Below are 25849 nucleotides of genomic sequence, written 5' to 3'. Positions count from 1 at the left end.
GGAGCTTCACAGGCCCCTGAGCCTTGCGAACCTTGCGGATCTCGAAGTCCATCGCACCCCTAACTGGGGTGTTGCGAGGACCACTAGAACCGAAGGGGACAGGTAGGGGCGGCGGCGCTTTCCCTCAGGTCGCCCAGGTCGCGTCGCCCAGGCCCCCTCAGGTCCCCCAGACCCTCTCAGGTCCCCCAGACCCTCTCAGGCCCCCAGCCCCTCTCAGGCCGCTTGGACCTCCTTGTGGTCCGCCAGACGATGGGCGCACGGGCGGGGGCCCGTTGACCGGCGGCGCAGCACGCGGGGGAGGGCCAGGTTGACGAAGCCCTCCGCCTGCATGGCCGCCAGGCCGAGGCGGGGCAGGTCGCGCGAGGAGGCGTACACGACGAACCGGGGCTCCCAGCGCGGGCGGAACTTGGCGTTGAACTTGTACAGCGACTCGATCTGGAACCAGCGGGAGAGGAACACCAGCAGGCCCCGCCAGGCCCGCAGCACCGGCCCCGCGCCGATCTTCTCGCCGCGCGCCAGCGCCGAGCGGAACATCGCGAAGTTCAGGGAGACGCGCTCGATGCCGAAGCGGGGGGCGGCCTGGAGGGCCGCCACGATCAGCAGCTCGTTCATGCCGGGGTCGGCCGAGCGGTCGCGGCGCATGAGGTCCAGTGAAGCGCCGTCGGGCCCCCAGGGGACGAAGTGGAGCACGGCCTTGAGGTCGCCGTAGGGCCCGGGCTCGGCGTCGCTCTTGTGTGCCGTGGCGATCAGGCAGTCGCCGTCGGCGGCGTCCCCGATGCGGCCCAGGGCCATGGAGAAGCCGCGCTCGGTGTCGGTGCCGCGCCAGTCCTCGGTGGCCCGCCGGATCCGGTCCAGTTCGCCTTCGCCGAGGTCACGGACTCGCCGGACCCGGGTCTCGTAGCCGGCCCGCTCGATGCGCTTCACCATCTGGCGTACGTTGCGCATCGCGCGCCCGGCGAGGGAGAAATCCGCGACGTCCACCACCGCCTCGTCGCCCAGTTCCAGGGCGTCGAGTCCGGTCTCCCGGGTCCACACCTCGGCGCCCGTCTCGGAGCAGCCCATGACGGCGGGTGTCCAGGAGTGGGCCTTCGCCTCGTCCATGAAGCGCTCGATCGCGCCCGGCCAGGCCTCGACGTCGCCGATCGGGTCGCCGCTGGCGAGCATCACGCCGTGCACGACCCGGTACGTCACCGCCGCCTTGCCGCTGGGGGAGAAGACGACCGCCTTGTCGCGGCGGAGCGCGAAGTGGCCGAGGGAGTCGCGGCCTCCGTGCTTGGCCAGCAGGGCGCGCAGCCGTGCCTCGTCGTCCTCCGTCAGGTGTGCCGCGGGGTGTTCGGGGCGGAAGGCCAGGTAGATCGTGGTGATGGCGGTCAACAGGCCGAGCGCGCCGAGGGAGAAGCCCACCGTCCAGGAGGTGTTGCCGGTGTAGTCGACCGGGCCCTCGAAGCCGAGCAGGCCGTACAGCACGTGTTCGAGGCGGTCGGCCAGGCTCGGGTCGCCGACCATGCGTGTGGTGTGGACGCTGACGATGACCAGGCCCAGGACGATCGAACCGGCGCCCATCACCACGAAGTTGGCGAGCGCGTACCAGCGGCTGCGCGGGTCGGGCAGGGCCCTGAACTCGTCGCGGTGGCGCAGCAGCAGAGCGAGCAGCGCCAGCGAGATGAGGGCGCCGAGCGGCGAGTGGCGGTAGATGAACTGGGCGATCGCGCCCGCCGGGAGCAGCACCACGGCGGCCCGCCACGCCCGGCGTTTGCGGCGCCGCAGCCCGTGCGCGAGGAGCAGCAGCAGGACGCCCGCGCTGAGCGACAGGGCGGCCGCGAACGGGCCGAGCGCGCCGGGCAGCACCTCGGCGATCGTGTGCATGCGGCTGTTGCGGAAGCGGGGGAACACCCCCGCCGCGACGTCCAGAAGCCCCACGAGGGTGCAGGCTCCGGCGACCAGGGCGGGGACGGCCTCGGGGCGCGGCCCGCTCAGTACGCGCCGCAACCCGGTTGACCGGCCCGGAACCTCACCCGACATTTCCCCATCTATCCTGACAGACATCGCATCCCGTAGTTCTGCGAGAAGACTGTGAATCCGGTGCCTTTCAGGCATCCGGCGACATTGCGCCCTCTAGGACGGTGTCTTGAGGGGAGAGGTTCCTTCCCTTGAGGAAAGCCGGTTCAAAGGCCGGGGAAAGGCCGAGGCAAGCCGCTGCGAAGGGGGCGGTGGCGGTCGGGACCGGCTCTCATACGGGACGTCGTACGACGTCGTACGGACGCGGTGGCGGATCGTCCCTCACAGGAAAGCGCAGGCAGGTAGAACCCCATGGGTCTCACGAGCAACAAGGTGCTGGTGCTGGCGGTGCTGTCCGCCGTGCTTCTGTTCGCCGGCACGGTGTGGTGGTGGCCGCGGCTCGCGCGCCGCGGCTGGCGTGCCGTCAGCGGGCGCGTCGGCATCCTGCTGGCCACTCAGGTCGCGGTCTTCGCCTCCGTCGCCCTGGCGGCGAACCAGGCCTTCGGGTTCTACGCCAGCTGGGCGGACCTCCTCGGCCGGGAGAGCGGTCAGGGCGTGGTCGTCGACCACGGCGGCCCGGGAACGGGCGGGCCTCTCCAGGTGCTCGACACCCAGCAGGTGAAGGTCCCGGGCGGCAGCCGTCCCTCGATCGCCGGCCAGATCCAGAAGATCGAGGTCGTGGGCCGTACGACGCGCATCGCGTCCCCGGCGTACGTGTATCTGCCGCCGGAGTACTTCCAACCCCAGTACCGCACCCGCACGTTCCCCGCGACCGTCGTCCTGACCGGCTATCCCGGCACCGCGGAGGCGCTCATCAAGGGCCTGCACTATCCGCAGACGGCCCACCGGCTGGCCAGGAACGGCGAGGCCCAGCCGATGATCCTCGTCATGATGCGGCCGACCGTGGCGCCGCCGCGTGACACCGAGTGCGTGGACGTGCCGGGTGGCCCGCGCACCGAGTCGTTCTTCGCCAAGGACCTGCCCGACGCCGTGGGGCACCACTACAGGGTCGGCAGGAAGCCGGGGAGCTGGGGCGTCGTCGGCGACTCCACGGGCGGGTACTGCGCGCTGAAGCTGGCCGTGCACCACCCGGACGTGTACGCCGCGGGCGCGGGGCTGTCGCCGTACTACAAGGCGCCGCTCGATCCCACGACGGGTGATCTCTTCCACGGGAACAAACGGCTGCGGAACGAGGCGGACCTGATGTGGTACCTGAAGAACCGGCCCGCTCCGGACACCTCACTGCTCGTCAGCAGCAGCCGGCACGGTGAGGCCAACTACAAGGCGACGCTCGACTTCATCGACCTCGTGAAGTCGAAGCGGCCGACGCGGATATCGTCGATCATCCTCGACAGCGGCGGGCACAACTTCAACACCTGGCGGCGGGAGATCCCGGCGACGTTGCAGTGGCTCAGCGGGCGGCTCAGCGACAGGTGAGCCAGGAACAGGCGAGCCAGGAACAGGCGAGCCAGGAACAGGCGAGCCAGGAACAGGCGAGCCCGGAACAGACGAGACCCGAACCGGTGAGTCGGGAACCGGTGAGCCCCGAACCGGTGAGCCCGGACGGAAATACGCGGCGGCGCGCGCGGAATTCGTGAACACGGCCGGTGTGCGGGATTCCCGCTCGGGGTGCTTGCGCACAGGGCCCGCGGTTACTGAATTGTGAGGCTTCGGAGTGGCTGTGTTTTTACCTCGGGGGTCACCAAGGTTCCCCTACGCGCGGTAAGTTTCTGGCCATGCCACGTGGACGTCACCGCCATTCACCACCCCTGCACAGGCTGCTGCCTCCGTCGGCGATCGCGGGCGTCTCGCTCGTCTGCGCCCTCGGGCCCTGGGTGTTCACGGAGCCGGGCGTGCTCCGGGTGTCGGCGGCGGTCGCCGCGGCGACCGCCGCCGTGGGCGCCGCGGTCATGCGCCGCTGGGACGTGGAGGCGGGCAAGCGCGTCGCGGACCTCACGCGCGCGCGGGCGAGCGACGAGTGGCGGTACGAGGAGCAGGTCGCCGAGCTGGAGACCGACCTGGAGGAGTCGCGCGAGCTGCGCCAGAAGCTGGAGCACAAGCTGCGCGCCAAGCGCGCCGAGCTGGCCGGCCTGCGCAACGAGCACGCGGCGCTGCTGCGCCGGTACGCCACCGCCGAGACGGAGCGGGCCAGCGCCCTGGAGGGTCGTCGCCGGCTCGCCATAGAGGCCTCGGAGTCGGCCCCCGCCACGGCGAAGGAGCTGCCTTCGGGGAGCGAGGGCGCGTCCGGGGACGTACGCGAGCAGCGCGCCGCCGGCGCTGTCGACGAGAAGGCGGAGGAGAAGGCACAGGACAAGGCACAGGAGACGAGGGCGCCGGTTCCCGGGGCCTTCTCCCCGGCCGGTGCCTCGCTCTTCCTGCGCGCCAACTCGGCGCTGGACCGGATCATCCAGGGCGGCCCCGCGAAGGCGGCGAGCGCCGAGAAGGCCCGGCCCGCGGTCGACGGCGCGTCCAAGGCCGAGCCGCGCAAGGACGGGCCTGCGAAGGGCGGCTCCGCGGACGGCGGTTCGCCCGACGGCGGTTCGCCCCGGCCCGGTGCCGCGGAGGCCGGAGCCGCTCCGGCCGCCGAGGCCGCCGAGGAGGACGACCACCCGGAGGCGCGGCCCCGGGCGGCCGAGGACCAGGACCACGAGCGCGTGCCCGGCGAGGCCGCGCCGGCCGAGCCCGGGACCGGCGAGGCCGCCGTCGCGGAGACCGGCGCCACCCGGAGCGCGGCCACCGAGCCCGCCGTCACGGACACGGCGCCCGCCCCCTCGGCGAGTTCCCCCGCTCCGCGGCCCGCGCTGCCCTCCCAGTCCTCCGGCCACTTCACGGTCCCGACCGCCGTGGCCGTCGCGCCCGCGACACCTCGGCGGCGTCTGGCGATCGAGGGCGGGTTCGACTTCTTCGGGACGCAGAAGGGCGCGGCGGCCATCGAGGCCGTACAGAACGAGGACCTCGCGGACGTGGTCGGCCAGGAGGCGCTGGCGCTGCACAAGGCCGAGTCCGAGGCGCGGTTCAAGCCCGCGGACGCGGAGTCGCGCGGCGTCGGCCAGGTCATCGACCTGACGGCCCACGACGAGACGGAGCAGATCGACGTGGAGGGACTGCGGAGCGCGGCTTCCTGAGGCGGCGGAAGCCGCGCGGGCCCACCGTTCCTGGCACCGGAAGCGCGTTTCCCGGCACCGGACAGGCGTTGCGGACCGTCGAAATCAAGCCAAGTCCAGCTCGGCGCGGCCCCCTCCCCCGACCAGGACCGGCGCGGTTCAGGACCGCATCAGGCCATCCACCGGTCCGGCAGCGCCTCCCTGCGCCCCGTGCGGGACCGGTCCGCCTGGGCCGCCAGCAGCAGGGCCGCCTCGTCCGCGTCCCGGAGCCGGGCGGTCACCGTCTTGTTGGCGCCCGTGTCCACGCGCACGTCCGCCAGACCCTTGTGGCGCTCCCACGGCCCCTGTGCCAGCCGCACGCTCTGCACCTTCGCGTGCGGGACCAGCGACAGGCTCCGCCGCAGCAGGCCGTGCCGGGCCACGAACACGCTGTCGGTGACGGCGAGCCCGTACCCGCGCCACCAGAACGGTACGCACCACCCGGCCCGCCGGGGCGGACGCTCCAGGGACCGCGGCACGCTCACCCCCGGCAGCACCCGCTCGATCACACCCTCGGCCACGGCACGGGGGGCGACCGGCACCAGCACCGAGTTCGACGAGCCCGCCACGTCCAGCTCCACCCGCACCCAGCCCCGGCGCCGCCACAGCAGCGGCTCCACGATCCGTACGGTCTGCACGCGCCCGGGCGGCACCGTCTCGTGCGCGCGGTCGAGGAGGCCGTGGTCGAGCCGCAGCCCGTCCGGCGACTCGCCCACCGTCCAGTCGTACTCCCCGACGAACCGCCCCACGCTGCTCGCGCCCGCGGCGCCGAGCAGCGGCAGCGCGGTCGCGACGACCGTCCACACGCTGTGCGTGGCGATCCACAGCACCGGCGGGACGACGACCGCGGCGACCAGCGTCGCCCAGGTGGCGCCGCTGAGGACGACCGACACCGCGAGCACGCCCGCAGGGACGTGCAGCAGCTGCCGTACCGGGGCCTCTCCGACCTCGTGCGCCCTCTCGGGCTCGAAACCCGCCGCGCGGGCGAGGAGTTCGGCGCGCAGGGCCCGGGCGTCGGCCTCGCCCAGATAGGCCAGTTCGTCCTTCTTGTCCGTCCCGACGACGTCCAGTTTGAGCTTGGCGACGCCCGCGACGCGGGCCAGCAGCGGCTGGGTGACGTCGACGGCCTGGATGCGTTCAAGCCGGATGTGGGCGGTGCGGCGGAACACCAGGCCGGTACGGATGCGCAGTTCCGTGCCGGTCACCGCGAAGTGGGTGAACCACCAGCTCAGGAAGCCGTACAGGGCGGCGGCCGGGACGACCACCGCGAGCGCGAGCAGCAGCGTGGTCGTGGTCAGCCGGGACAGCTGCCGCTGTGTCCCGTCCGGGTCGTGCATGGCCCAGCCGAAGATCACGGCGACCGGCGCCCAGGCCCGCCGCAGCGGGGTCACCGGGTGCAGCCGGTGCTCGGCCACCGGGGTCTCCTCGCCCACCGACCGCGCGGCGCCGGGCGCGCTCACAGCCCCGCCGATCGTGCCTCGCCGAGCTCCGTCAGCCGGTCGCGCAGCCGCTCGGCCTCCGCCGGGTCGAGACCCGGGATGCGCGCGTCCGTGGCGGCCGCGGCCGTGTGCAGCTGCACGCTCGCCAGCCCGAAGTGCCGCTCGACCGGCCCGGACGTCACCTCCACCAGCTGCATGCGCCCGTACGGCACGACGGTCTCCTCACGCCACAGCACACCCCGGCTGATCAGCAGGTCGTCGGCGCGCTCGGCGTACCGCCACGAGCGCCAGTTGCGGCCCAGCATCGGCCAGCCCCACAGCAGCAGGGCCAGCGGCAGCAGCGCGAAGGCCGCCCAGACCGGCCCCGCGAGCAGGCCGAGCAGCAGGGCCACGCCGACGGTCAGCGGGCCCAGCCACACCACCAGCAGCAGCCGGCGCATCCGCAGCAGGCCGGGCGGCAGCCCGGTCCAGACCGGCTCACCCTCCGGTGCCGCCGGCGGTGTCATCGGCCGCCCGCCGCCGTGCGGCTCCCGCTCCCCGCCCTGTTCCCCACCCGCGTCGTCCAACGTCCCCGTCTCCATTCCGCAAGCGTACGTACGAGAGACTGTCCCCATGACTCCTACGACGGAGACCACGGTCGGCATCGGCGGCGCCGCCGAGAGCACGGACATGGTGCTCAACATCGGGCCGCAGCATCCGTCGACGCACGGCGTGCTGCGGCTGCGGCTCGTGCTCGACGGCGAGCGCATCACGCACGCCGAGCCGGTGATCGGCTACATGCACCGCGGCGCGGAGAAGCTCTTCGAGGCGCGCGACTACCGCCAGATCATCATGCTCGCCAACCGCCACGACTGGCTCTCCGCCTTCTCGAACGAGCTGGGCGTGGTCCTCGCCGTGGAGCGCATGCTCGGCATGGAGGTGCCGGAGCGCGCGGTGTGGATGCGCACGCTGCTCGCGGAGCTGAACCGGGTCCTGAACCACCTGATGTTCCTCGGCTCGTACCCGCTGGAGCTCGGTGGCATCACCCCCGTCTTCTACGCGTTCCGCGAGCGCGAGGAGCTCCAGAACGTCATGGAGGAGATCTCCGGCGGCCGCATGCACTACATGTTCAACCGCGTCGGCGGCCTCAAGGAGGACCTGCCCGCGGGCTGGACCTCCCGCGCGCGTGCGGTGATCGCCGACGTGCGCTCGCGCATGGACGTGTTCGACGACCTGGTGATCGGCAACGAGATCTTCCGGGGCCGCACCCGTGACGTGGGCGTCCTCGCGCCGGAGACGGTGCACGCGTACGGGGTGAGCGGGCCGATCGCCCGCGCCTCCGGAGTGGACTTCGACCTGCGGCGCGACGAGCCGTACCTGGCGTACGGGGAGCTCCAGGACACGCTCCGGGTGGTCACGCGCGAGGAGGGCGACTGCCTGGCCCGCTTCGAGTGCCTCCTGGGGCAGGCGCACAACTCCCTCGACCTCGCCGACGCCTGCCTGGACCGGCTCGCCGAGCTGCCGCCCGGGCCGGTCAACCAGCGCCTCCCGAAGGTCCTGAAGGCGCCCGAGGGCCACACCTACGCCTGGACCGAGAACCCGCTCGGCATCAACGGCTACTACCTCGTCAGCAAGGGCGAGAAGACCCCGTACCGGCTGAAGCTTCGCTCGGCCTCGTACAACAACATCCAGGCGCTCGTGGAGCTGCTGCCGGGCACGCTGGTCGCGGACATGGTGGCGATCCTGGGGTCGCTGTTCTTCGTGGTCGGGGACATCGACAAGTAGGCCGAAGCAGGTCACCGAAGGAGGGCGTCCGGGACGCCGACCGGCTGCAGCAGCCAGCCGAAGTCGCCGAGCCCGCCGGTTGCCGTGAGCTCGGCGGCCTCGCCCGCGCCCGCGAGGGCCCGTACGTACGCCGCCGGGTCGGTGGTCGCGAGGGACAGCGGCGGGCGGCCTCCCTCGACCCCGAGGGCGCGCAGGGCGTCCCGCTGGGTCAGCAGCCGGGCTCCCGGCAGGGCGCACGCGTCCAGCGCCACGTGCGCGGTGATGTCGCACGAGCCGTCCGGCACGGGGGCGGTCTCCCGGCCCTCCCGGAACCCGGTGAGCGTCCCGAACCAAGGCCGTGACCCGGCGGTGTGCGCGTAGTCGACGGCGACGGCGAGCCCCCGGCCGACACTCGCCACGGCCGACGCCCAGGCGGTGTCCCGGGGGCGTCCGATCTCGGCCCGCAGCCCCTCGGCCGCCCCCTCGGCGGGCAGCGGCCACCACCGGTCGAGCCACTCGGCGTCCGCACCCCCCACCGGGTCCCCGAGCCGTTCGGTCCCGTCCCGCCGCACCAGGACGAGGCGTCGTACGCCGTCGGCGTCCACCTGGGCGACGTCCAGGGGCACGTTGTCGAGCCACTCGTTGGCGAACAGCAGGCCGGTCACACCCTCCGGGGGCTCGGGGAGCCACTCGATGCGGTGATCAAGGGCACGTGGCCGGTCGGCGCGCTCGACGGCGTACCCGCGCGCGCGGGCGGCCACCCCGGGCGGGAGGGCCTTCAGGACCCCCGTCACCAGTTCGCCCCGGCCCGCCGCCACGTCCACGAAGGCCAGCTCCGCGGGGTGCCCGACGGCCTCGTCCACCCGGCACAGCAGCCGCGCCACCGCCTGGGCGAACAGCGGGGAGGCGTGCACCGACGTGCGGAAATGCCCGGCGGGGCCCTCAGGACGCCGGTAGAAGCCCGAGGGCCCGTACAGCGCCTCCTCCGTCGCCTCGCGCCACCCGCGCCATTCGCCGCCCGCGGTACCCGTCGCCGCATCCGCCGCCGCACCCGTCACCGCGCCAGGCTATGCGCCGCGGACCACGGAGCCTCCACCTTGGGGAGTACACGCGCCGGTCGCGGATCGGCCCTCCGGTTGACTCCTGCACACAGCACACGTCTTTACGCTGGGTGACGTGCAACGCCTCTATGACTTCCTCCGCAGGCACCCGACATGGGTCGACGGCTTCTGGGCCGTCTTCCTGCTCGGTATCTCCGCGGTGTCCGGAAACGTCCGTCAGGAGGCGGAGCAGAGCGACCTCCCGAACGCCTGGCTCCCGATCACGTTGCTGCTCTGCCTGGTCGTCGCCCTGCGGCGCCGGCTGCCCGAGCAGATGCTGGTGCTGGCCGCCGCCACCGGTCTGGCACAGCTGATCACCGACGTGCCGACGGTGCCGGCCGACTTCGCCATGCTGGTGATCATCTACACGGTCGCGGCGAACGGTGCCCGCTGGGCCTCCCGGTTCGCCCTGGCCGGCGGTCTGAGCGCGGCCACATTGGCGCAGATGCGCTGGCCCCAGGAGGACACGGGCCCGCTGGGCGCGGTCGCGGTAGTGGTCGTCATGACCGTGCCGTTCGCACTCGCCTGGGTGCTCGGCGACTCCCTGCGCACCCGCCGCGCCTACTTCGCGCAGCTGGAGGAGCGTGCCGCCCGCCTGGAGAAGGAGCGCGAGGCACAGGCCAAGGTCGCCGTCGCCGCCGAGCGCGCCCGCATCGCCCGCGAGCTGCACGACGTGGTCGCCCACAACGTGTCCGTGATGGTGGTGCAGGCGGACGGCGCCGCGTACGTCCTCGACGCCGCGCCCGACCAGGCCAAGAAGGCCCTGGAGACCATCTCCTCCACCGGGCGCCAGGCCCTCGCCGAGATGCGCCGTCTGCTGGGCGTGCTGCGCACCGGCGAGCACCAGGAGAGCGGCGAGTACGTCCCGCAGCCCGACGTCGAACAGCTCGACGAGCTCATCGAGCAGTGCCGCAGCTCGGGCCTGCCCGTCGACTTCAAGGTGGAGGGCACCCCACGGCCCCTGCCCAGCGGCGTGGAGCTCACGGCGTACCGCATCGTCCAGGAGGCCCTGACCAACACGCGCAAGCACGGCGGCCCGAACGCGGGCGCCAGCGTGCGCCTGGTGTACTTCGACGACGGCCTCGGTCTGCTCGTCGAGGACGACGGCAAGGGCGCCCCGCACGAGCTGTACGAGGAGGGCGGCCTCGACGGCCAGGGGCACGGCCTGATCGGCATGCGCGAGCGCGTGGGCATGGTCGGCGGAACCCTGGACGCGGGACCCCGTCCCGGCGGCGGCTTCCGGATCAGCGCGCTGCTGCCGCTGAAACCCGCTCACTGACGACTGTTCATGTCGGTCGTTGACACCTGTAAGAGCATGTGGAAGCACGTTCAGAAGCACGTTGCGCGAGACGGTTTGGCCACCCTGGTTCATACGACCTGGTGATTACTGGTAAGACCTCCTGACGGCCCGTACGGGAGTCGGACCGGTATGGAAGACGACCCGGTACGGAAGACGGAAACGGAAGAGGACCCCGATGGCGATCCGCGTGATGCTCGTCGACGACCAGGTGCTGCTGCGCACCGGGTTCCGGATGGTGCTCGCCGCCCAGCCGGACATGGAGGTCGTGGCCGAGGCGGGTGACGGCGTGGAGGCCCTCCAGGTGCTGCGGTCCACCGAGGTGGACGTGGTCCTCATGGACGTCCGCATGCCGAAGCTGGACGGCGTGGAGGCGACCCGCCGCATCTGCTCGGACCCCAACCCGCCGAAGGTGCTGATCCTGACCACCTTCGACCTCGACGAGTACGCCTTCTCGGGGCTCAAGGCGGGTGCCTCCGGCTTCATGCTCAAGGACGTGCCCCCCGGCGAGCTGCTGGCCGCGATCCGCTCCGTGCACAGCGGAGACGCCGTCGTCGCCCCGTCCACGACCCGGCGCCTGCTCGACCGCTTCGCACCGATGCTGCCGGGCACCGGCCAGGCCCCTCAGGGCAAGCATCTGGAGCGCCTCACCGACCGCGAGCGCGAGGTCATGGTGCTGGTCGCCCAGGGCCTGTCGAACGGTGAGATCGCGGCCCGCCTGGTCCTGTCCGAGGCCACGGTGAAGACCCACGTCGGCCGCATCCTCACGAAGCTGGAACTGCGCGACCGGGTGCAGGTGGTGGTCCTGGCGTACGAGACGGGGCTGGTACGGGCCGGAGGACACGGCTGAGCCGCCGGGGCCCACAGTCCGCGCCGGCGGCTCACGAGGACGCGCCCTGCTCGCCGTCCGCCTCCCCGGCGACCTCCCGCAGCCGGGCCACGAACTCCGCCACCGCCTCCTTCACGTCCTCCGCCGTCCACTCCAGACCGGCCGCCCGCACGACGACCTCGGTGTACGACAGTCCCGGGCCGCCCGGGTCCCACACGCCCGCGAACAGGAGCGTTCCCGTCTGCTCGCCCTGCCGGATCGCCGCCTCGGAGAGGACGTCGGCGTCGTACGGCAGCCACACCTGGAACTCATGGGTGTGCGGCTCCTCCGGGTGGACGCGCGCCCAGGGCACCCCCGACGCCGCGAACCCGTCGCGGAGCGCCGCGGCGACCACGCGCGCGTGGGCCACGTACTCCGGCAGCCGGGGCAGCTCCCGCTCCAGCCCGGCCAGCGCCGACAGCACGGTGGGGAACTGCTGGAAGACCTGGCCGCCGTACCGGTGCCGCCACGCCTTCGCCTCGTCGGCGAGCCACCGCGGGCCCGCGACCGCCGCGCCGCCGAGGCCGTCGAGCGACTTGTACAGCGACACGTAGACGCTGTCCGAGAGGCCCGCGATCTCCTCCAGGGGCCGGCCGAAGTGGACGGTGGTCTCCCACAGCCGGGCACCGTCGAAGTGCACCACCGCGTCGCGCCCGTGGGCGGCGGCCACGACCTCGGAGAGCTCCTCCCAGGTGGGGAGCACGAAACCGGCGTCCCTGAGCGGCAGTTCGAGCATCAGCGAGCCGAAGGGTTCCTCGAAATCGCGTACCTCGTCGGCGGTCGGCAGCCGCGGCTCGCTCGTCACGCGCAGTGGGCGCAGTCCGCTGACCTCGCTGAACGCCTTGCGCTCGTGCACCTCGGGATGGGCCAGCGCGTGCAGCGCCACGGCCGGGTTCCCGGTGCGGGCCGCCCACACGCGCAGGGCCACCTGCTGGGCCATCGTGCCCGTCGGGAAGAAGACAGCGGCCTCCTTGCCGAGCAGCCCGGCGACCCGGTCCTCCAGGGCCTCGACGATCCCGTTGCCGTAGATGTCCGCCGACTCGTCCAGGTCGTACAGTCCCGGCGCCTCCTCCTGCAGTAACGCCAGCCGCTCCCGGATCGTCCCCAGGAACGCCGGGCGCGACAGCGCCCGCTCCGCCGCCCGGAGGGCGGCCTTCCGCCGCGCGTACCGCAGCAGCGCCGGTGACCGCTCGGTCTCCGTCTCGTTCTCTGTCTCGTTCGTCTCGCCGCTCATCCCCGGATGATGCCGCGTGCCCCCCACCTGCCACACCTCACTTTCCGGCGCGTCCGCACGGCGTGGGGAAACCCACAGCCTGTGGACAACCGGACGCCTCTCTAACCAATCGCGTTAACATGACGAGAAATCGTCCGGTACCCAGAGCGGACTGGAACGGGAAGGCCACCAGCGCGTGACGACATTCCAGCAACCAGACCCCAAGGACCGCCCCGCGCGGCTCACCGTGGGCGTCGTCGGAGCGGGCCGGGTCGGGCCCGCGCTGGCGGCGTCGCTGCACCTCGCGGGACACCGCCCGGTAGCCGCCTCCGGGGTCTCCGACGCCTCGAAACGGCGGGCCGCCGCCCTGCTGCCCGACGTGCCGCTGGTGCCCCCGGCCGACGTCCTGGACCGCGCCGAGCTGGTGCTGCTGACCGTGCCGGACGACGCCCTGCCCGGTCTCGTCGAGGGGCTCGCCGAGACCGGGGCCGTCCGGCCGGGGCAACTGCTCGTGCACACCTCCGGGCGGTACGGCACGAGCGTGCTGGACCCCGCGCTGCGGGCCGGGGCGCTGCCGCTGGCGCTGCACCCGGCGATGACGTTCACCGGCACGCCCGTGGACGTGCAGCGGCTCGCCGGATGCTCGTTCGGGGTCACGGCGCCCGAGGAACTGCGGCTGGCCGCCGAGGCGCTGGTGATCGAGATGGGCGGCGAGCCCGAGTGGATCGCCGAGTCCGCCCGGCCCCTGTACCACGCGGCGCTCGCCCTGGGCGCCAACCACCTGGTGACCCTGGTCGCCCAGTCCATGGAGCTGCTGCGGGCGGCGGGCGTCGAGGCCCCCGACCGCATGCTCGGACCGCTGCTGGGCGCCGCCCTCGACAACGCCCTGCGCTCCGGCGACGCGGCCCTCACCGGCCCCGTGGCGCGCGGGGACGCGGGCACGGTCGCCGCGCACGTCGCCGAGTTGCGCGAGCACGCCCCCCAGGCCGTCGCCGGATACCTGGCGATGGCGCGCGCGACCGCCGACCGCGCGCTCGCCCACGGACTGCTCAAGCCGGAGCTCGCCGAGGACCTCCTCGGGGTACTCGCCAACGGCACCGAAGGGGACGCCCGATGACGCGCGCGCCCGGGAACGGAGACGCCCGATGACCACCGCCTTGCTGCGCACCACCGACGAACTGCACGCACGTGCGCGTGCGGGCCGCCGTGCCGTCGTGATGACGATGGGCGCCCTGCACGAGGGGCACGCCACGCTGATCCGCACGGCGCGCGAGATCGCGGGCCGGGACGGCGAGGTGGTCGTCACCGTCTTCGTGAACCCCCTGCAGTTCGGCGCGGGCGAGGACCTCGACCGCTACCCGCGCACCCTCGACGCCGACCTGAAGGTCGCCGAGCAGTCGGGCGCCGACGCCGTGTTCGCGCCTTTCGTGGACGAGGTCTACCCCGGCGGCGAGCCCCAGGTGCGGATCTCCGCGGGCCCCATGGGCGAGCGCCTGGAGGGTGCCTCGCGGCCCGGACACTTCGACGGCATGCTCACCGTCGTCGCCAAGCTGCTGCACCTCACCCGGCCGGACGTGGCCCTCTACGGGCAGAAGGACGCCCAGCAGCTCGCCCTGATCCGCCGCATGGTGCGCGACCTGGACTTCGGCGTGGAGATAGTCGCCGTGCCGACCGTCCGCGAGGAGGACGGCCTGGCGCTGTCCAGCCGCAACCGCTACCTGTCCGCCGCCGAGCGCCGTACGGCCCTCGCGCTCTCCCAGGCCCTGTTCGCGGGGCGCGACCGGCACGCCGCCCAGGAGGCGCTGCGCGCGCGGGCCCGGGAGGTGCCCGCCACGCGCGCGCGTGCGGAGGCCCTCAGCGCCCTCGGCGAGTCCCGCGCGGCCGCCGACGCGCACGCCGTCGCGAAGGCCGCCCCCACCACCGCGTCCGGCCCGGCCGACGTCCGCGCGGCCGCCCGCCTCGTCCTCGACGAGGCCGCACGCCTGAAGCCGCCGCTGGAACTCGACTACCTGGCCCTGGTCGACCCCGCCGACTTCACCGAGATCTCCGACGACTTCACCGGTGAAGCCGTCCTCGCCGTCGCCGCCCGGGTCGGGACGACCCGGCTGATCGACAACCTCCCCCTCACCTTCGGAGCCGCCTCGTGACCACCACAGGCACGAACACCACCGGGACGACCACCACGGGCATACGACTGCACGCCCCGGCCCCCGGCTGGGCCATCACCGCGGACGTCGTGGTCGTCGGCTCCGGTGTCGCCGGCCTGACCGCGGCCCTGCGCTGCGAGGCCGCCGGCCTGCGGACCGTCGTCGTCACCAAGGCCCGCCTCGACGACGGCTCCACCCGCTGGGCCCAGGGCGGCATAGCCGCGGCCCTCGGCGAGGGCGACACCCCCGAACAGCACCTCGACGACACGCTGGTCGCGGGCGCGGGCCTGTGCGACGAGGACGCCGTCCGCCTCCTCGTCACCGAGGGGCCCGACGCCGTGCGCCGGCTGATCGAGACGGGCGCCCAGTTCGACGAGTCCTCCGAAGGCGGGCTGGAGCTGACCCGCGAGGGCGGCCACCACCGCCGCCGTATCGCGCACGCGGGCGGCGACGCGACCGGCGCGGAGATCTCCCGGGCGCTCGTCGAGGCCGTCCGTGCGCGAGGGCTGCGCACCATCGAGAACGCGCTCGTCCTGGACCTGCTGACCGACGCCGACGGCCGCACCGCGGGCGTCACCCTGCACGTCATGGGCGAGGGCCAGCACGACGGCGTCGGCGCCGTGCACGCGCCCGCCGTGGTCCTCGCGACCGGCGGCATGGGCCAGGTCTACTCGGCGACCACCAACCCGTCCGTGTCCACGGGCGACGGAGTGGCGCTCGCCCTGCGCGCGGGCGCCGAGGTCAGCGACCTGGAGTTCGTGCAGTTCCACCCCACGGTGCTCTTCCTCGGATCCGAGGCGGAGGGCCAGCAGCCGCTGGTCTCCGAGGCGGTACGGGGCGAGGGCGCCCACCTGGTCGACGCGGACGGCACACGCTTCATGGCCGGGCAGCACGAACTGGCCGAACTCGCCCCGCGGGACATCGTCGCCAAGGGCATCATGCGCCGTATGCAGGAGCGGGGCGCCGAGCACATGTACCTGGACGCCCGGCACTTCGGCGCCGACATGTGGGAGCACCGCTTCCCGACGATCCTCGCCGCCTGCCGCGCCCACGGCATCGACCCGGTCACCGAACCCGTCCCGGTCGCCCCGGCGGCCCACTACGCCTCCGGCGGCGTCCGCACGGACTCCCGGGGCCGGACGACCGTACCGGGCCTGTACGCGTGCGGAGAGGTCGCCTGCACGGGCGTCCACGGCGCCAACCGCCTGGCCTCCAACTCCCTCCTGGAAGGCCTCGTCTACGCCGAGCGCATCGCCGCCGACATCGCCGCGAGCCGGGCGGCCGACGGTCTCCACGCGCGCGTGCCGCAGCCCGTGCTCTACCGCGAGAAGCCCGAGCACCCGCTGCTGGAGCCGGAGGCACGGTTCGCGATCCAGCGGATCATGACCCAGGGCGCGGGCGTCCTGCGCTCGGCGGCGTCCCTGGCGGCCGCGGCCGCGGCCCTCGACCAGCTGCACACCGCCGCGCGTGACGCCCTCGACGAGAACGGCAAGACGGCCGAGCCGGGCGTCGACACCTGGGAGACCACCAACCTGCTGTGTGTGGCCCGCGTCCTGGTCGCCGCCGCCAGGCTGCGCCAGGAGACCCGCGGCTGCCACTGGCGCGAGGACCACGCCGACCGGGACGACACCCACTGGCGCCGCCACATCGTCGTACGGCTGAATCCCGACCGCACACTGGCCCTGCTGACCACGGAGACCCCAGACTTCCCCCCGACCACCCCAGCCCCGCTCGACCTCGCGCGAGCCGGGGGCACCCCCACGCACCGGCCCGAGGCCCTCCCCAGGAGCAGTGACGTCAAGTGAGCAACTCCGACCTTCCCCTCGCCCAGAGCGGCGGCTGCGGCGACGGCTGCGCCTGCGGCACGGACCCCGACGCGGACGCGCTGGATTCGTACATGGAGTGCGGTCTCGACCCCGCGCTCGCCGAACTCCTCGCCGACGCCGGGCTCGACCCGCTGGAGGTCGAGGACATCGCCAACGTGGCCATCCAGGAGGACCTCGCAGGCGGCGTCGACGTCACCACCGTCGCCACCATCCCCGAGGACGCCCGCGCCACCGCCGACTTCACCGCCCGCGAGGCCGGCGTCGTGGCGGGCCTGAGGGTCGCCGAGGCGGTCGTCTCGGTGGTCTGCGCCGACGAGTTCGAGGTCGAGCGCCACGTGGACGACGGCGACCGGGTGGAGGCCGGGCAGAAGCTGCTGTCCGTCACGACCCGCACCCGTGACCTCCTCACCGCCGAGCGCAGCGCGCTGAACCTGCTGTGCCGTATGTCGGGCATCGCGACGGCCACGCGCGCGTGGGCGGACGTGCTGGAGGGCACGAAGGCGAAGGTCAGGGACACCAGGAAGACCACCCCCGGGCTGCGGGCGCTGGAGAAGTTCGCGGTGCGCTGCGGCGGGGGAGTCAACCACCGCATGTCGCTGTCGGACGCGGCCCTCGTCAAGGACAACCACGTGGTGGCCGCGGGCGGCGTCGCACAGGCCTTCAAGGCGGTCCGCGAGGAGTTCCCCGACGTGCCGATCGAGGTCGAGGTCGACACCCTGCACCAGCTGCGCGAGGTCGTCGACGCGGGCGCGGACCTGATCCTGCTGGACAACTTCACGCCCCTCGAGTGCGAGGAGGCGGTGGCCCTCGTCGGCGGCCGCGCGATGCTGGAGGCGTCGGGCCGCCTCACGCTGGAGAACGCGAAGGCGTACGCGGACACCGGCGTCGACTACCTCGCGGTCGGGGCCCTCACGCACTCCTCGCCCATCCTGGACATCGGCCTGGACCTGCGAGCGGCGGAGTAGGAGCGGGTACGGGCCATGCTGCTGACGATCGACGTAGGCAACACGCACACCGTTCTCGGCCTGTTCGACGGCGACGACATCGTCGAACACTGGCGCATCTCCACGGACGCGCGCCGCACCGCCGACGAACTGGCGGTCCTCCTCCAAGGGCTGATGGGGATGCACCCCCTCCTCGGGGACGAGCTGGGCGACGGCATCGACGGGATCGCGATCTGCTCGACGGTGCCCTCTGTGCTGCACGAGCTGCGGGAGGTGACGCGCCGGTACTACGGCGACGTGCCCGCGGTTCTGGTCGAGCCCGGCATCAAGACGGGCGTACCGATCCTCATGGACAACCCCAAGGAGGTCGGCGCCGACCGCATCATCAACGCGGTGGCGGCCGTCGAGCTCTACGGCGGGCCCGCGATCGTGGTCGACTTCGGTACGGCGACGACGTTCGACGCCGTGTCGGCGCGCGGTGAGTACGCGGGCGGGGTGATCGCGCCGGGCATCGAGATCTCGGTCGAGGCGCTGGGGGTGCGCGGGGCGCAGCTGCGCAAGATCGAGCTGGCCCGTCCGCGCGCGGTGATCGGCAAGAACACGGTCGAGGCCATGCAGGCCGGCATCGTCTACGGCTTCGCCGGCCAGGTGGACGGCGTGGTCGGCCGCATGGCCCGCGAGCTCGCGGACGATCCCGACGACGTGACGGTCATCGCCACGGGTGGGCTCGCGCCGATGGTCCTCGGCGAGGCGTCCGTGATCGACGAACACGAGCCCTGGCTGACGCTGATCGGGTTGCGGCTGGTGTACGAGCGGAACGTGTCGCGGATGTGAGGCGGTCGGTGGGGGCGCGCGGGGATTGGTTTCGCCCCCGCCGCCCCTACCCCCCCCATCCCCAGGGGCTCCGCCCCTTCGACCCCGGCCACGGGGGCTGCGCCCCCTGGACCCCCATCCTTTCGGGGCTCCGCCCCGGACCCCGTTTCGGGGGCCGGCCCCCGAAACCCCCGCTCCTCAAACTCCCCCAGCTACCGCTGGGAGGTGCCCCCAAGGGGCTGATATTTCAGCCCGTCCGGCGTTCGAGGACGAGGCCGAAGGCCGACAAGCGGGGGTCTGGGGGCGCAGCCCCCAGGGATGGGACGGGTAGGGGCGGCGGGGGCGCGAAACACCCGTGTGACACCGCCGCTTTTGTCTGATTAGCGCGTATCGTCGGTATATGCCCACGCCTCACGGATCCCGCGGCGCCATGGCGTTCGGCACGGAGGAGCTGCGTGTGCTCCGCCGCGCTCTCGCCCTCGCCCTCAACCCAGCCTCCGTCACCGCCCAGGACGTCCAGGACTGCCTCCGGCTCGCCCGGTCCGTCGACGAGGCCGCCCGCGAGGGTGCCCGGCTGAGGGCCTTCCTGGTGGCCGACCTCGCGCGCTACCGCGCCGCGCTCCCCGGCACCGCCACGGGCTACCTCGCGCTCCTGGGTGACGCCCTGGCCGTCGGCCACCGGCCCACCGCGGACGACCTCGCCGCCCTGCGCGCCCTGCGCGGCAACCCCGCCGCCGCCACCCTCCTGGACCGCTGCCTGGACCGCTGCGGCCTCCCGCAGCAGCAGGACGCCGAGCAGGACGCCGAGCCCCGCCGTGCGCACCCCGCGCACGCGCCGACCGTCACCGTCCCGCCCTCCCGCACCCGGCTCACCGCTCTCCCCGGAGGCCTCTCCCGCGGCACGCGCACACCCGCACGTACCGCCACCGCCGCGCAGGAGCCCGCCGAACGCCCCGCGGACAAGCCCGCCCGCCCCGCGGACAAGCCCGCGCGGCCCGCCCGCCCGGCCCGGCCCGCACGGCCCGCCCAGCCCGCCGAGAAGCCGGCCCCCTCGCCCCGGCCCGGGGCTCCGAGCCCGGCTCGCCGCCCCATTCCGACCCCCGGCGAGGTCTTCCCTCCCAAGCGCAAGCCCGGCCCGCCGGCGAACCCCCAGCAGCAGCGGCTCGCCGTCGGCTGAGGCGGCCCGCGACGCCCCACCCCGACCGGGAGCCACCGGACAGTCCCTGGCTACTCTGGAGGCATGGACTACGTCTCCGCGCTCGTGCCCCCCGTAGTGATGGCCGTGTTGTTCATCGGCGTCATCGTCACGATGGTGAAGTCCCAGGGTGGCGCCAACAAGGCCAAGGAGGACCCGGCCGTGGACGCCGCCCTCGCCCGCGCGGAGAGCGCCCCGCGGCCCGCGAAGGACGACGTCCAGAGCTGATCCCGACCGAAGACCCGGCGCACTGAGCGGCTCGCCCCCCGTGCGTCGGCGCTCGTGTGCCCCTGCGCCCGCTGTGCCCCATCGGCGTACGACTCCTCCCTCTCTTGAGTCGTACGCCCTATTTGTGTGCCCTTGTGCAAGTTGTCTCAGTATGCTGTTGAGTTGTGCCTCGGCCATTGGGAGAACTCGAAGACGCGGTCATGACGCGGGTGTGGAAGTGGAACCGCCCGGTGACCGTTCGGGAAGTCCTGGAAGACCTTCAGCAGGAACGGTCCATCGCATACACCACCGTGATGACCGTTCTGGACAATCTCCATCAGAAGGGCTGGGTGCGCCGCGAAGCCGAAGGCCGTGCCTATCGATATGAGGCGGTCTCCACCCGCGCCGCCTACGCGGCCGCCCTGATGAACGACGCCTGGTCGCAGAGCGACAACCCCGCTGCGGCTCTCGTCGCCTTCTTCGGCATGATGAGCGAGGAACAGCGACAGGCGCTCCGCGACGCCGTCCGTATCGCGCAGGGTCCCGAGCCCGGCGAAACCATCGCTCCTCCAGCCGATACCACCGGCCAAGCCGTCGCCGCCACCTCTGCCGAAGACGCGGCCGATGTCTCCGCCGAATCGGGCGGCGAATCGGACGGCGACTCGGACGGCGAATCGTCAGGCCAATCGTCAGACGAAAGAGCCGCGGCCCCCGAGCACCCCGATGAGAACCCCACGTCGGTACGGGGCGACACCGGACGATAGCGTCCGGTCATGCCAGCAGAGAGTCCCGAAGTCACCGCTAAAGCCATCACCGTCCGACGGGCCAGGACCAGCGATGTCCCCCACGTGCGCGGCCTGCTCGACTCGTACGTCCGCCGGGGCATCCTGCTCGACAAAGCGACGGTGACGCTTTACGAGGACATCCAGGAGTTCTGGGTCGCTGAACGCGATGACAACGCCCAGGTGGTGGGGTGCGGCGCCCTGCACGTCATGTGGGAAGACCTCGCGGAAGTCCGCACTCTCGCGGTGAACCCCGAGGCCAGGGGCCTGGGCGTCGGTCACCAGTTGCTGGAGAAGTTGCTGCACACCGCGCGCTGGCTGGGTGTTCGCCGCGTTTTCTGTCTGACCTTCGAAGTCGAGTTCTTCGCGAAGCACGGCTTCGTGGAGATCGGTGAGACCCCGGTCGACCGCGATGTCTACGCGGAGCTGCTGCGTTCCTATGACGAGGGCGTGGCGGAGTTCCTCGGTCTCGAACGAGTGAAACCGAACACCTTGGGCAACAGCCGCATGCTTCTGCATCTGTGATCGCCCGGGGATGCGCGTCAACGATCGGCGGGGATCGGCAAGGGCATCGGCGCCGGATGGGCATGGCATCGGCAAGGCATCGGCAAGGGTATTCCGGCGGATGCGGCTTGCCCGGGTTCCCTATGTCCGAAACGCGTACGTTTCCGGTCTTCCCCGGGCCCGTGAGCCTCTCCCAGGGGTTTGTGTTTTTCAAGGAAAAGCGGTTTGCTTTCCGACGTACTGCAGTACTGCATATAACAGGGGACTCGAAACAGCGGCTGCGGCCGCGGACCCTCGGCCCTCAAGTTATCGATGAAAGGAAATCCGGTGGCACAGAAGGTTCAGGTCCTTCTTGTCGACGACCTCGACGGCGGCGAGGCGGACGAGACCGTGACGTTCGCGCTGGACGGCAAGACGTACGAAATCGATCTCACGACCGCCAACGCGGACAAGCTCCGCGGCCTTCTTGAGCCGTACGTGAAGGGCGGGCGTCGTACCGGAGGTCGCGCTTCGGGCGGACGCGGAAAGGCGCGCGCCGCCGCCGGCGGCAGCCAGGACACCGCGCAGATCCGCGCCTGGGCGAAGGAGAACGGCTACGAGGTCAACGACCGCGGCCGCGTCCCCGCGTCCATCCGCGAGGCCTACGAGAAGGCGAACGCCTGAGCACTCAGGCGTCGCAGCCGGATCCGGTGGCAGTGCGTCGCCACCGTGTCCACCAGTCGTACGAGGTCAGGGGCGGGCCCACCGCCCCCCAGCGCGGACAGCGTCGGCAGCGACGGTTCCACCTCGCACCCCGGCTCGGGGGGCCGCAGCCATAAGGCGGCCCCCTGTGGACCGGCCCGGTCCAGAGACGACGGCTGGAGCGGTGCCCCCGCGTCCGCAGGGCCGGGGAGCGAGGACGCACGCGCGCCCGGAACGGTCCGGGGCTCCACGGTCGCGGCGCGCTCACCCGGAGCGGGCCGGGGCGAGGGGAGAGCCTCGATGCGACCTCCCGCACGGCCGGAGCGGAACGTGGAGGGCGTGGCTCCGTACGGCCAGGGCCGCGGAGCCTCGATGTGCCCGCCCCTTCCGACGGCCGTGAAGCCCAGTTCGAGGCCGCCCCAGTCGAGCCAGTCGAGCAGCCCCGGCAGTTCGTCCGCACTTCCCGCGGCGACCAGCAGCCCCATGCGCTCTCCGCACAGCGTCACCGGGGAACCCGGGCCCAGATGCCGCAGCGCCGCGAATCCGGCCTCCGCGGGAACGTCGAGCACGTCGAAGCGCAGACCCGTACTGATGCGTACCGGCGCTCCGGGCAGCGTGGCCCAGCCCAGCCCGTTCTCGTACCACTCCCGCACCCGGTCGCTCGAGTCGAGCGGACAGCGGGGGAGGGGGACGATGGATGCCATGCAAGGAACAACCGCGCAGAGGGCGCCCGAGTTACTCAGGGTGGTGATTTATGTACACAGGGTGGCGGAAATGGGGGCGTCCGGCGGCGCGCGGCAGCGCAAGGATGTTCGCCCATAGCGGAGGGAACCGGTGCGCTCGGCATGGAGTGTCAGTGCGTGCGGGTAAGACATCCCTAGTGGGAGGGGGCGACACGCAGGAAAGGCGGTCTCGCGTTCGCCATCGGCGTACTGATGGTGAGGCTAACCACCTGGCCTGCGGGAACATCGTCTCGCACCATCGGGTTGGAGCAGATGTCGGCGTTCGGGGTCAGGAGGCCAAGGACGGTGTCGGCAGTTGGAATGAGCGGTCCCCGCTTGCGGGACTAAGCTGCGGAAGGACAGCGAGGGGAGCGTCCCCTCACTGCCTGACCGCTCTGAGGAGCGATTAACGATGTTCGAGAGGTTCACCGACCGCGCGCGGCGGGTTGTCGTCCTGGCTCAGGAAGAAGCCCGGATGCTCAACCACAACTACATCGGCACCGAGCACATTCTCCTGGGCCTGATCCACGAGGGTGAGGGTGTCGCCGCTAAGGCCCTGGAGAGCCTCGGGATCTCGCTTGAGGCTGTCCGCCAGCAGGTGGAAGAGATCATCGGTCAGGGCCAGCAGGCGCCCTCCGGCCACATCCCCTTCACCCCCCGTGCCAAGAAGGTCCTGGAGCTGTCGCTCCGCGAGGCCCTTCAGCTGGGCCACAACTACATCGGCACGGAGCACATCCTGCTCGGCCTGATCCGTGAGGGCGAGGGCGTCGCCGCCCAGGTCCTGGTCAAGCTGGGCGCAGACCTCAACCGGGTGCGGCAGCAGGTCATCCAGCTGCTCTCCGGCTACCAGGGCAAGGAGACCGCCACCGCCGGCGGGCCTGCCGAGGGCACTCCCTCGACGTCCCTGGTCCTCGACCAGTTCGGCCGGAACCTCACCCAGGCCGCTCGCGAGTCCAAGCTCGACCCGGTCATCGGGCGCGAGAAGGAGATCGAGCGGGTCATGCAGGTGCTGTCCCGTCGTACCAAGAACAACCCGGTCCTGATCGGTGAGCCCGGTGTCGGCAAGACCGCCGTCGTCGAGGGCCTCGCCCAGGCCATCGTCAAGGGCGAGGTGCCCGAGACCCTCAAGGACAAGCACCTCTACACCCTGGACCTCGGTGCGCTGGTCGCCGGATCCCGCTACCGCGGTGACTTCGAGGAACGCCTGAAGAAGGTCCTCAAGGAGATCCGTACCCGCGGCGACATCATCCTGTTCATCGACGAGCTGCACACGCTGGTCGGTGCGGGTGCCGCCGAGGGCGCCATCGACGCCGCCTCGATCCTCAAGCCGATGCTGGCCCGCGGTGAGCTCCAGACCATCGGTGCCACCACGCTGGACGAGTACCGCAAGCACCTGGAGAAGGACGCGGCCCTGGAGCGCCGCTTCCAGCCCATCCAGGTCGCCGAGCCGTCCCTGCCGCACACGATCGAGATCCTCAAGGGTCTGCGCGACCGGTACGAGGCCCACCACCGTGTCTCCATCACGGACGAGGCCCTCGTCCAGGCCGCCACCCTGGCCGACCGGTACATCTCGGACCGCTTCCTCCCCGACAAGGCGATCGACCTGATCGACGAGGCCGGTTCCCGGATGCGCATCCGCCGGATGACCGCGCCGCCGGACCTGCGCGAGTTCGACGAGAAGATCGCCGGCGTCCGCCGCGACAAGGAGTCCGCGATCGACTCGCAGGACTTCGAGAAGGCCGCCTCCCTGCGCGACAAGGAGAAGCAGCTCCTCGCCGCCAAGGCCAAGCGGGAGAAGGAGTGGAAGGCCGGCGACATGGACGTCGTCGCCGAGGTCGACGGCGAGCTGATCGCCGAGGTCCTCGCCACGGCCACCGGCATCCCGGTCTTCAAGCTGACCGAGGAGGAGTCCAGCCGCCTGCTCCGCATGGAGGACGAGCTCCACAAGCGGGTCATCGGCCAGAACGACGCCGTCAAGGCGCTGTCGAAGGCGATCCGCCGTACGCGTGCCGGTCTGAAGGACCCGAAGCGTCCCGGTGGTTCGTTCATCTTCGCCGGCCCGTCCGGTGTCGGTAAGACCGAGCTGTCCAAGGCGCTCGCCGAGTTCCTGTTCGGTGACGAGGACGCGCTGATCTCCCTCGACATGTCGGAGTTCAGCGAGAAGCACACGGTGTCGCGTCTCTTCGGTTCGCCCCCCGGATACGTGGGCTACGAGGAGGGTGGCCAGCTGACGGAGAAGGTGCGTCGCAAGCCGTTCTCGGTCGTCCTCTTCGACGAGGTCGAGAAGGCCCACCCGGACATCTTCAACTCGCTGCTGCAGATCCTGGAGGACGGTCGCCTGACCGACTCCCAGGGCCGGGTCGTGGACTTCAAGAACACGGTCATCATCATGACGACCAACCTCGGCACCCGGGACATCTCCAAGGGCTTCAACCTCGGCTTCGCCGCCGCGGGTGACACGAAGACCAACTACGAGCGCATGAAGAACAAGGTCTCGGACGAGCTCAAGCAGCACTTCCGGCCCGAGTTCCTCAACCGCGTCGACGACGTGGTCGTCTTCCCGCAGCTGACGCAGGAGGACATCCTGCGGATCGTCGACCTGATGATCAGCAAGGTGGACGAGCGCCTGAAGGACCGGGACATGGGCATCGAGCTCTCCCAGGCCGCCAAGGAGCTGCTGTCCAAGAAGGGCTACGACCCCGTGCTGGGCGCCCGGCCGCTGCGCCGCACGATCCAGCGCGAGATCGAGGACAGCCTGTCGGAGAAGATCCTCTTCGGCGAGCTCCGTCCGGGCCACATCGTGGTCGTGGACACGGAGGGCGAGGGCGACGCCAAGACCTTCACCTTCCGCGGTGAGGAGAAGTCGGCCCTGCCGGACGTCCCGCCGATCGAGCAGGCGGCCGGTGGAGCGGGCCCGAACCTGAGCAAGGAGGCGTAAGCCCTCCGGGCGGTACGCGAAACGACGAAGGGGCCGGTGCCTGAGGGCACCGGCCCCCTTCGCGTGCGCTGGAGACAGGACGGTGGGCGCCCGTGCTCCGCAGGACCGGCCGGCAGTAGGGACGAGCGCGTGGCCCAGCCGGTACAGGTGCCAGACGTTCCGTGCGGCGTTGTCGTCCGCGTTGTCGGACCATCCGCAGCCTTCGTTCTTGCGGATGACTCGGCCTGGGACTCCTGGCTGCCCGGCGTGGTGAAGCCGCACATCGAGCAGCGCCGGGAGGTGCCGGGGG

At 72.1% G+C, this 25849-nt stretch carries 22 protein-coding genes; 16 read left to right on the top strand and 6 right to left on the bottom strand.

The window, feature by feature from the left end:
- Nucleotides 1–213 precede the first annotated feature (213 nt).
- On the bottom strand, nt 214–2022 hold the full coding sequence (locus ACZ49J_RS44815; protein ID WP_467457449.1) for a phosphatidylglycerol lysyltransferase domain-containing protein: 1809 nt from the start codon (nt 2020–2022) through the stop codon (nt 214–216).
- Nucleotides 2023–2310: 288 nt separating this feature from the next.
- Between ACZ49J_RS44815 and ACZ49J_RS44810 the strand changes: the two genes are divergently transcribed.
- Nucleotides 2311–3435: an alpha/beta hydrolase gene (locus ACZ49J_RS44810; protein ID WP_467457448.1), complete on the top strand. Its 1125-nt coding sequence runs from the start codon at nt 2311–2313 to the stop codon at nt 3433–3435.
- Nucleotides 3436–3734: 299 nt separating this feature from the next.
- Nucleotides 3735–5123 (top strand): hypothetical protein, encoded by a 1389-nt coding sequence (locus ACZ49J_RS44805; protein WP_467457447.1) that lies wholly within the window; start codon nt 3735–3737, stop codon nt 5121–5123.
- A gap of 149 nt (nt 5124–5272) precedes the next feature.
- Here the strand turns inward: ACZ49J_RS44805 and ACZ49J_RS44800 are convergent, their stop codons facing one another.
- Entirely contained in the window at nt 5273–6601 is a 1329-nt protein-coding gene (locus ACZ49J_RS44800; protein ID WP_467457446.1) for a PH domain-containing protein, read from the bottom strand.
- Complete coding sequence (locus ACZ49J_RS44795) at nt 6598–7161, bottom strand: PH domain-containing protein (protein ID WP_467457444.1); 564 nt, start codon at nt 7159–7161, stop codon at nt 6598–6600. Before ACZ49J_RS44795 ends, ACZ49J_RS44800 begins: the two co-directional genes overlap by 4 nt.
- 31 nt (nt 7162–7192) lie before the next feature.
- Between ACZ49J_RS44795 and ACZ49J_RS44790 the strand changes: the two genes are divergently transcribed.
- Nucleotides 7193–8344: an NADH-quinone oxidoreductase subunit D gene (locus tag ACZ49J_RS44790; RefSeq protein ID WP_467457442.1), complete on the top strand. Its 1152-nt coding sequence runs from the start codon at nt 7193–7195 to the stop codon at nt 8342–8344.
- Nucleotides 8345–8355: 11 nt separating this feature from the next.
- Here ACZ49J_RS44790 and ACZ49J_RS44785 read toward each other — a convergent pair whose 3' ends face one another.
- The gene (locus ACZ49J_RS44785; RefSeq protein ID WP_467457441.1) at nt 8356–9381 is read right to left on the bottom strand and encodes an SAM-dependent methyltransferase; all 1026 of its coding nucleotides are present in this window, start codon (nt 9379–9381) and stop codon (nt 8356–8358) included.
- A 118-nt stretch (nt 9382–9499) separates the two neighbouring features.
- Here ACZ49J_RS44785 and ACZ49J_RS44780 point away from each other — a divergent pair, with 118 nt between their 5' ends.
- Both ACZ49J_RS44780 and ACZ49J_RS44775 read left to right on the top strand, forming a co-directional pair.
- A complete protein-coding gene (locus ACZ49J_RS44780) occupies nt 9500–10702 on the top strand; it encodes a sensor histidine kinase (RefSeq protein WP_467457440.1) in 1203 nt (400 codons plus the stop codon).
- 196 nt (nt 10703–10898) lie between these two features.
- Nucleotides 10899–11570 (top strand): response regulator transcription factor, encoded by a 672-nt coding sequence (locus ACZ49J_RS44775; protein WP_467457439.1) that lies wholly within the window; start codon nt 10899–10901, stop codon nt 11568–11570.
- A gap of 31 nt (nt 11571–11601) precedes the next feature.
- On the opposite strand, the gene ACZ49J_RS44770 is transcribed toward ACZ49J_RS44775, so the two are convergent.
- Nucleotides 11602–12822 carry a threonine aldolase family protein gene (locus tag ACZ49J_RS44770; protein WP_467457438.1) on the bottom strand — a complete coding sequence of 407 codons (1221 nt, stop codon included), beginning with the start codon at nt 12820–12822 and terminating at the stop codon, nt 11602–11604.
- Nucleotides 12823–12997: 175 nt separating this feature from the next.
- Here ACZ49J_RS44770 and ACZ49J_RS44765 point away from each other — a divergent pair, with 175 nt between their 5' ends.
- The 10 genes from ACZ49J_RS44765 (at nt 12998) to ACZ49J_RS44720 (ending at nt 21882) form a co-directional block, all read left to right on the top strand.
- Nucleotides 12998–13918, top strand: a complete 921-nt coding sequence (locus ACZ49J_RS44765; RefSeq protein ID WP_467457436.1) for a Rossmann-like and DUF2520 domain-containing protein — start codon at nt 12998–13000, stop codon at nt 13916–13918.
- A gap of 28 nt (nt 13919–13946) precedes the next feature.
- Nucleotides 13947–14948 carry a pantoate--beta-alanine ligase gene (panC, locus tag ACZ49J_RS44760; RefSeq protein WP_467457435.1) on the top strand — a complete coding sequence of 334 codons (1002 nt, stop codon included), beginning with the start codon at nt 13947–13949 and terminating at the stop codon, nt 14946–14948.
- A complete protein-coding gene (locus ACZ49J_RS44755; protein ID WP_467457434.1) occupies nt 14945–16753 on the top strand; it encodes an L-aspartate oxidase in 1809 nt (602 codons plus the stop codon). Before panC ends, ACZ49J_RS44755 begins: the two co-directional genes overlap by 4 nt.
- Entirely contained in the window at nt 16750–17739 is a 990-nt protein-coding gene (gene nadC / locus ACZ49J_RS44750; protein ID WP_467457433.1) for a carboxylating nicotinate-nucleotide diphosphorylase, read from the top strand. Before ACZ49J_RS44755 ends, nadC begins: the two co-directional genes overlap by 4 nt.
- Nucleotides 17740–17754: 15 nt before the next feature.
- Nucleotides 17755–18552, top strand: coding sequence for a type III pantothenate kinase (locus tag ACZ49J_RS44745; protein ID WP_467457432.1), 798 nt, complete (start codon nt 17755–17757; stop codon nt 18550–18552).
- A gap of 409 nt (nt 18553–18961) precedes the next feature.
- Nucleotides 18962–19708: a hypothetical protein gene (locus ACZ49J_RS44740; protein ID WP_467457454.1), complete on the top strand. Its 747-nt coding sequence runs from the start codon at nt 18962–18964 to the stop codon at nt 19706–19708.
- A 63-nt stretch (nt 19709–19771) separates the two neighbouring features.
- A complete protein-coding gene (locus ACZ49J_RS44735) occupies nt 19772–19954 on the top strand; it encodes a hypothetical protein (protein ID WP_467457431.1) in 183 nt (60 codons plus the stop codon).
- 200 nt (nt 19955–20154) lie between these two features.
- Complete coding sequence (locus tag ACZ49J_RS44730; protein ID WP_467457430.1) at nt 20155–20697, top strand: BlaI/MecI/CopY family transcriptional regulator; 543 nt, start codon at nt 20155–20157, stop codon at nt 20695–20697.
- A 9-nt stretch (nt 20698–20706) separates the two neighbouring features.
- Entirely contained in the window at nt 20707–21240 is a 534-nt protein-coding gene (locus ACZ49J_RS44725; protein WP_467457429.1) for an amino-acid N-acetyltransferase, read from the top strand.
- Nucleotides 21241–21546: 306 nt separating this feature from the next.
- Nucleotides 21547–21882, top strand: coding sequence for a histone-like nucleoid-structuring protein Lsr2 (locus ACZ49J_RS44720; RefSeq protein ID WP_450758695.1), 336 nt, complete (start codon nt 21547–21549; stop codon nt 21880–21882).
- Here ACZ49J_RS44720 and ACZ49J_RS44715 read toward each other — a convergent pair.
- Nucleotides 21861–22604, bottom strand: a complete 744-nt coding sequence (locus ACZ49J_RS44715; RefSeq protein ID WP_467457427.1) for an SCO3374 family protein — start codon at nt 22602–22604, stop codon at nt 21861–21863. The two genes, ACZ49J_RS44720 and ACZ49J_RS44715, sit on opposite strands and share 22 nt — an antisense overlap.
- Before the next feature lie 430 nt (nt 22605–23034).
- Between ACZ49J_RS44715 and ACZ49J_RS44710 the strand changes: the two genes are divergently transcribed.
- Complete coding sequence (locus ACZ49J_RS44710; protein WP_467457426.1) at nt 23035–25560, top strand: ATP-dependent Clp protease ATP-binding subunit; 2526 nt, start codon at nt 23035–23037, stop codon at nt 25558–25560.
- Nucleotides 25561–25849: the final 289 nt, after the last annotated feature.

It is taken from the genome of Streptomyces sp. NPDC030840 (genome assembly GCF_055572015.1).
The sequence above is the reverse complement of the archived record's forward strand: the minus strand, read 5'-3'. Positions and strand labels throughout refer to the sequence as shown.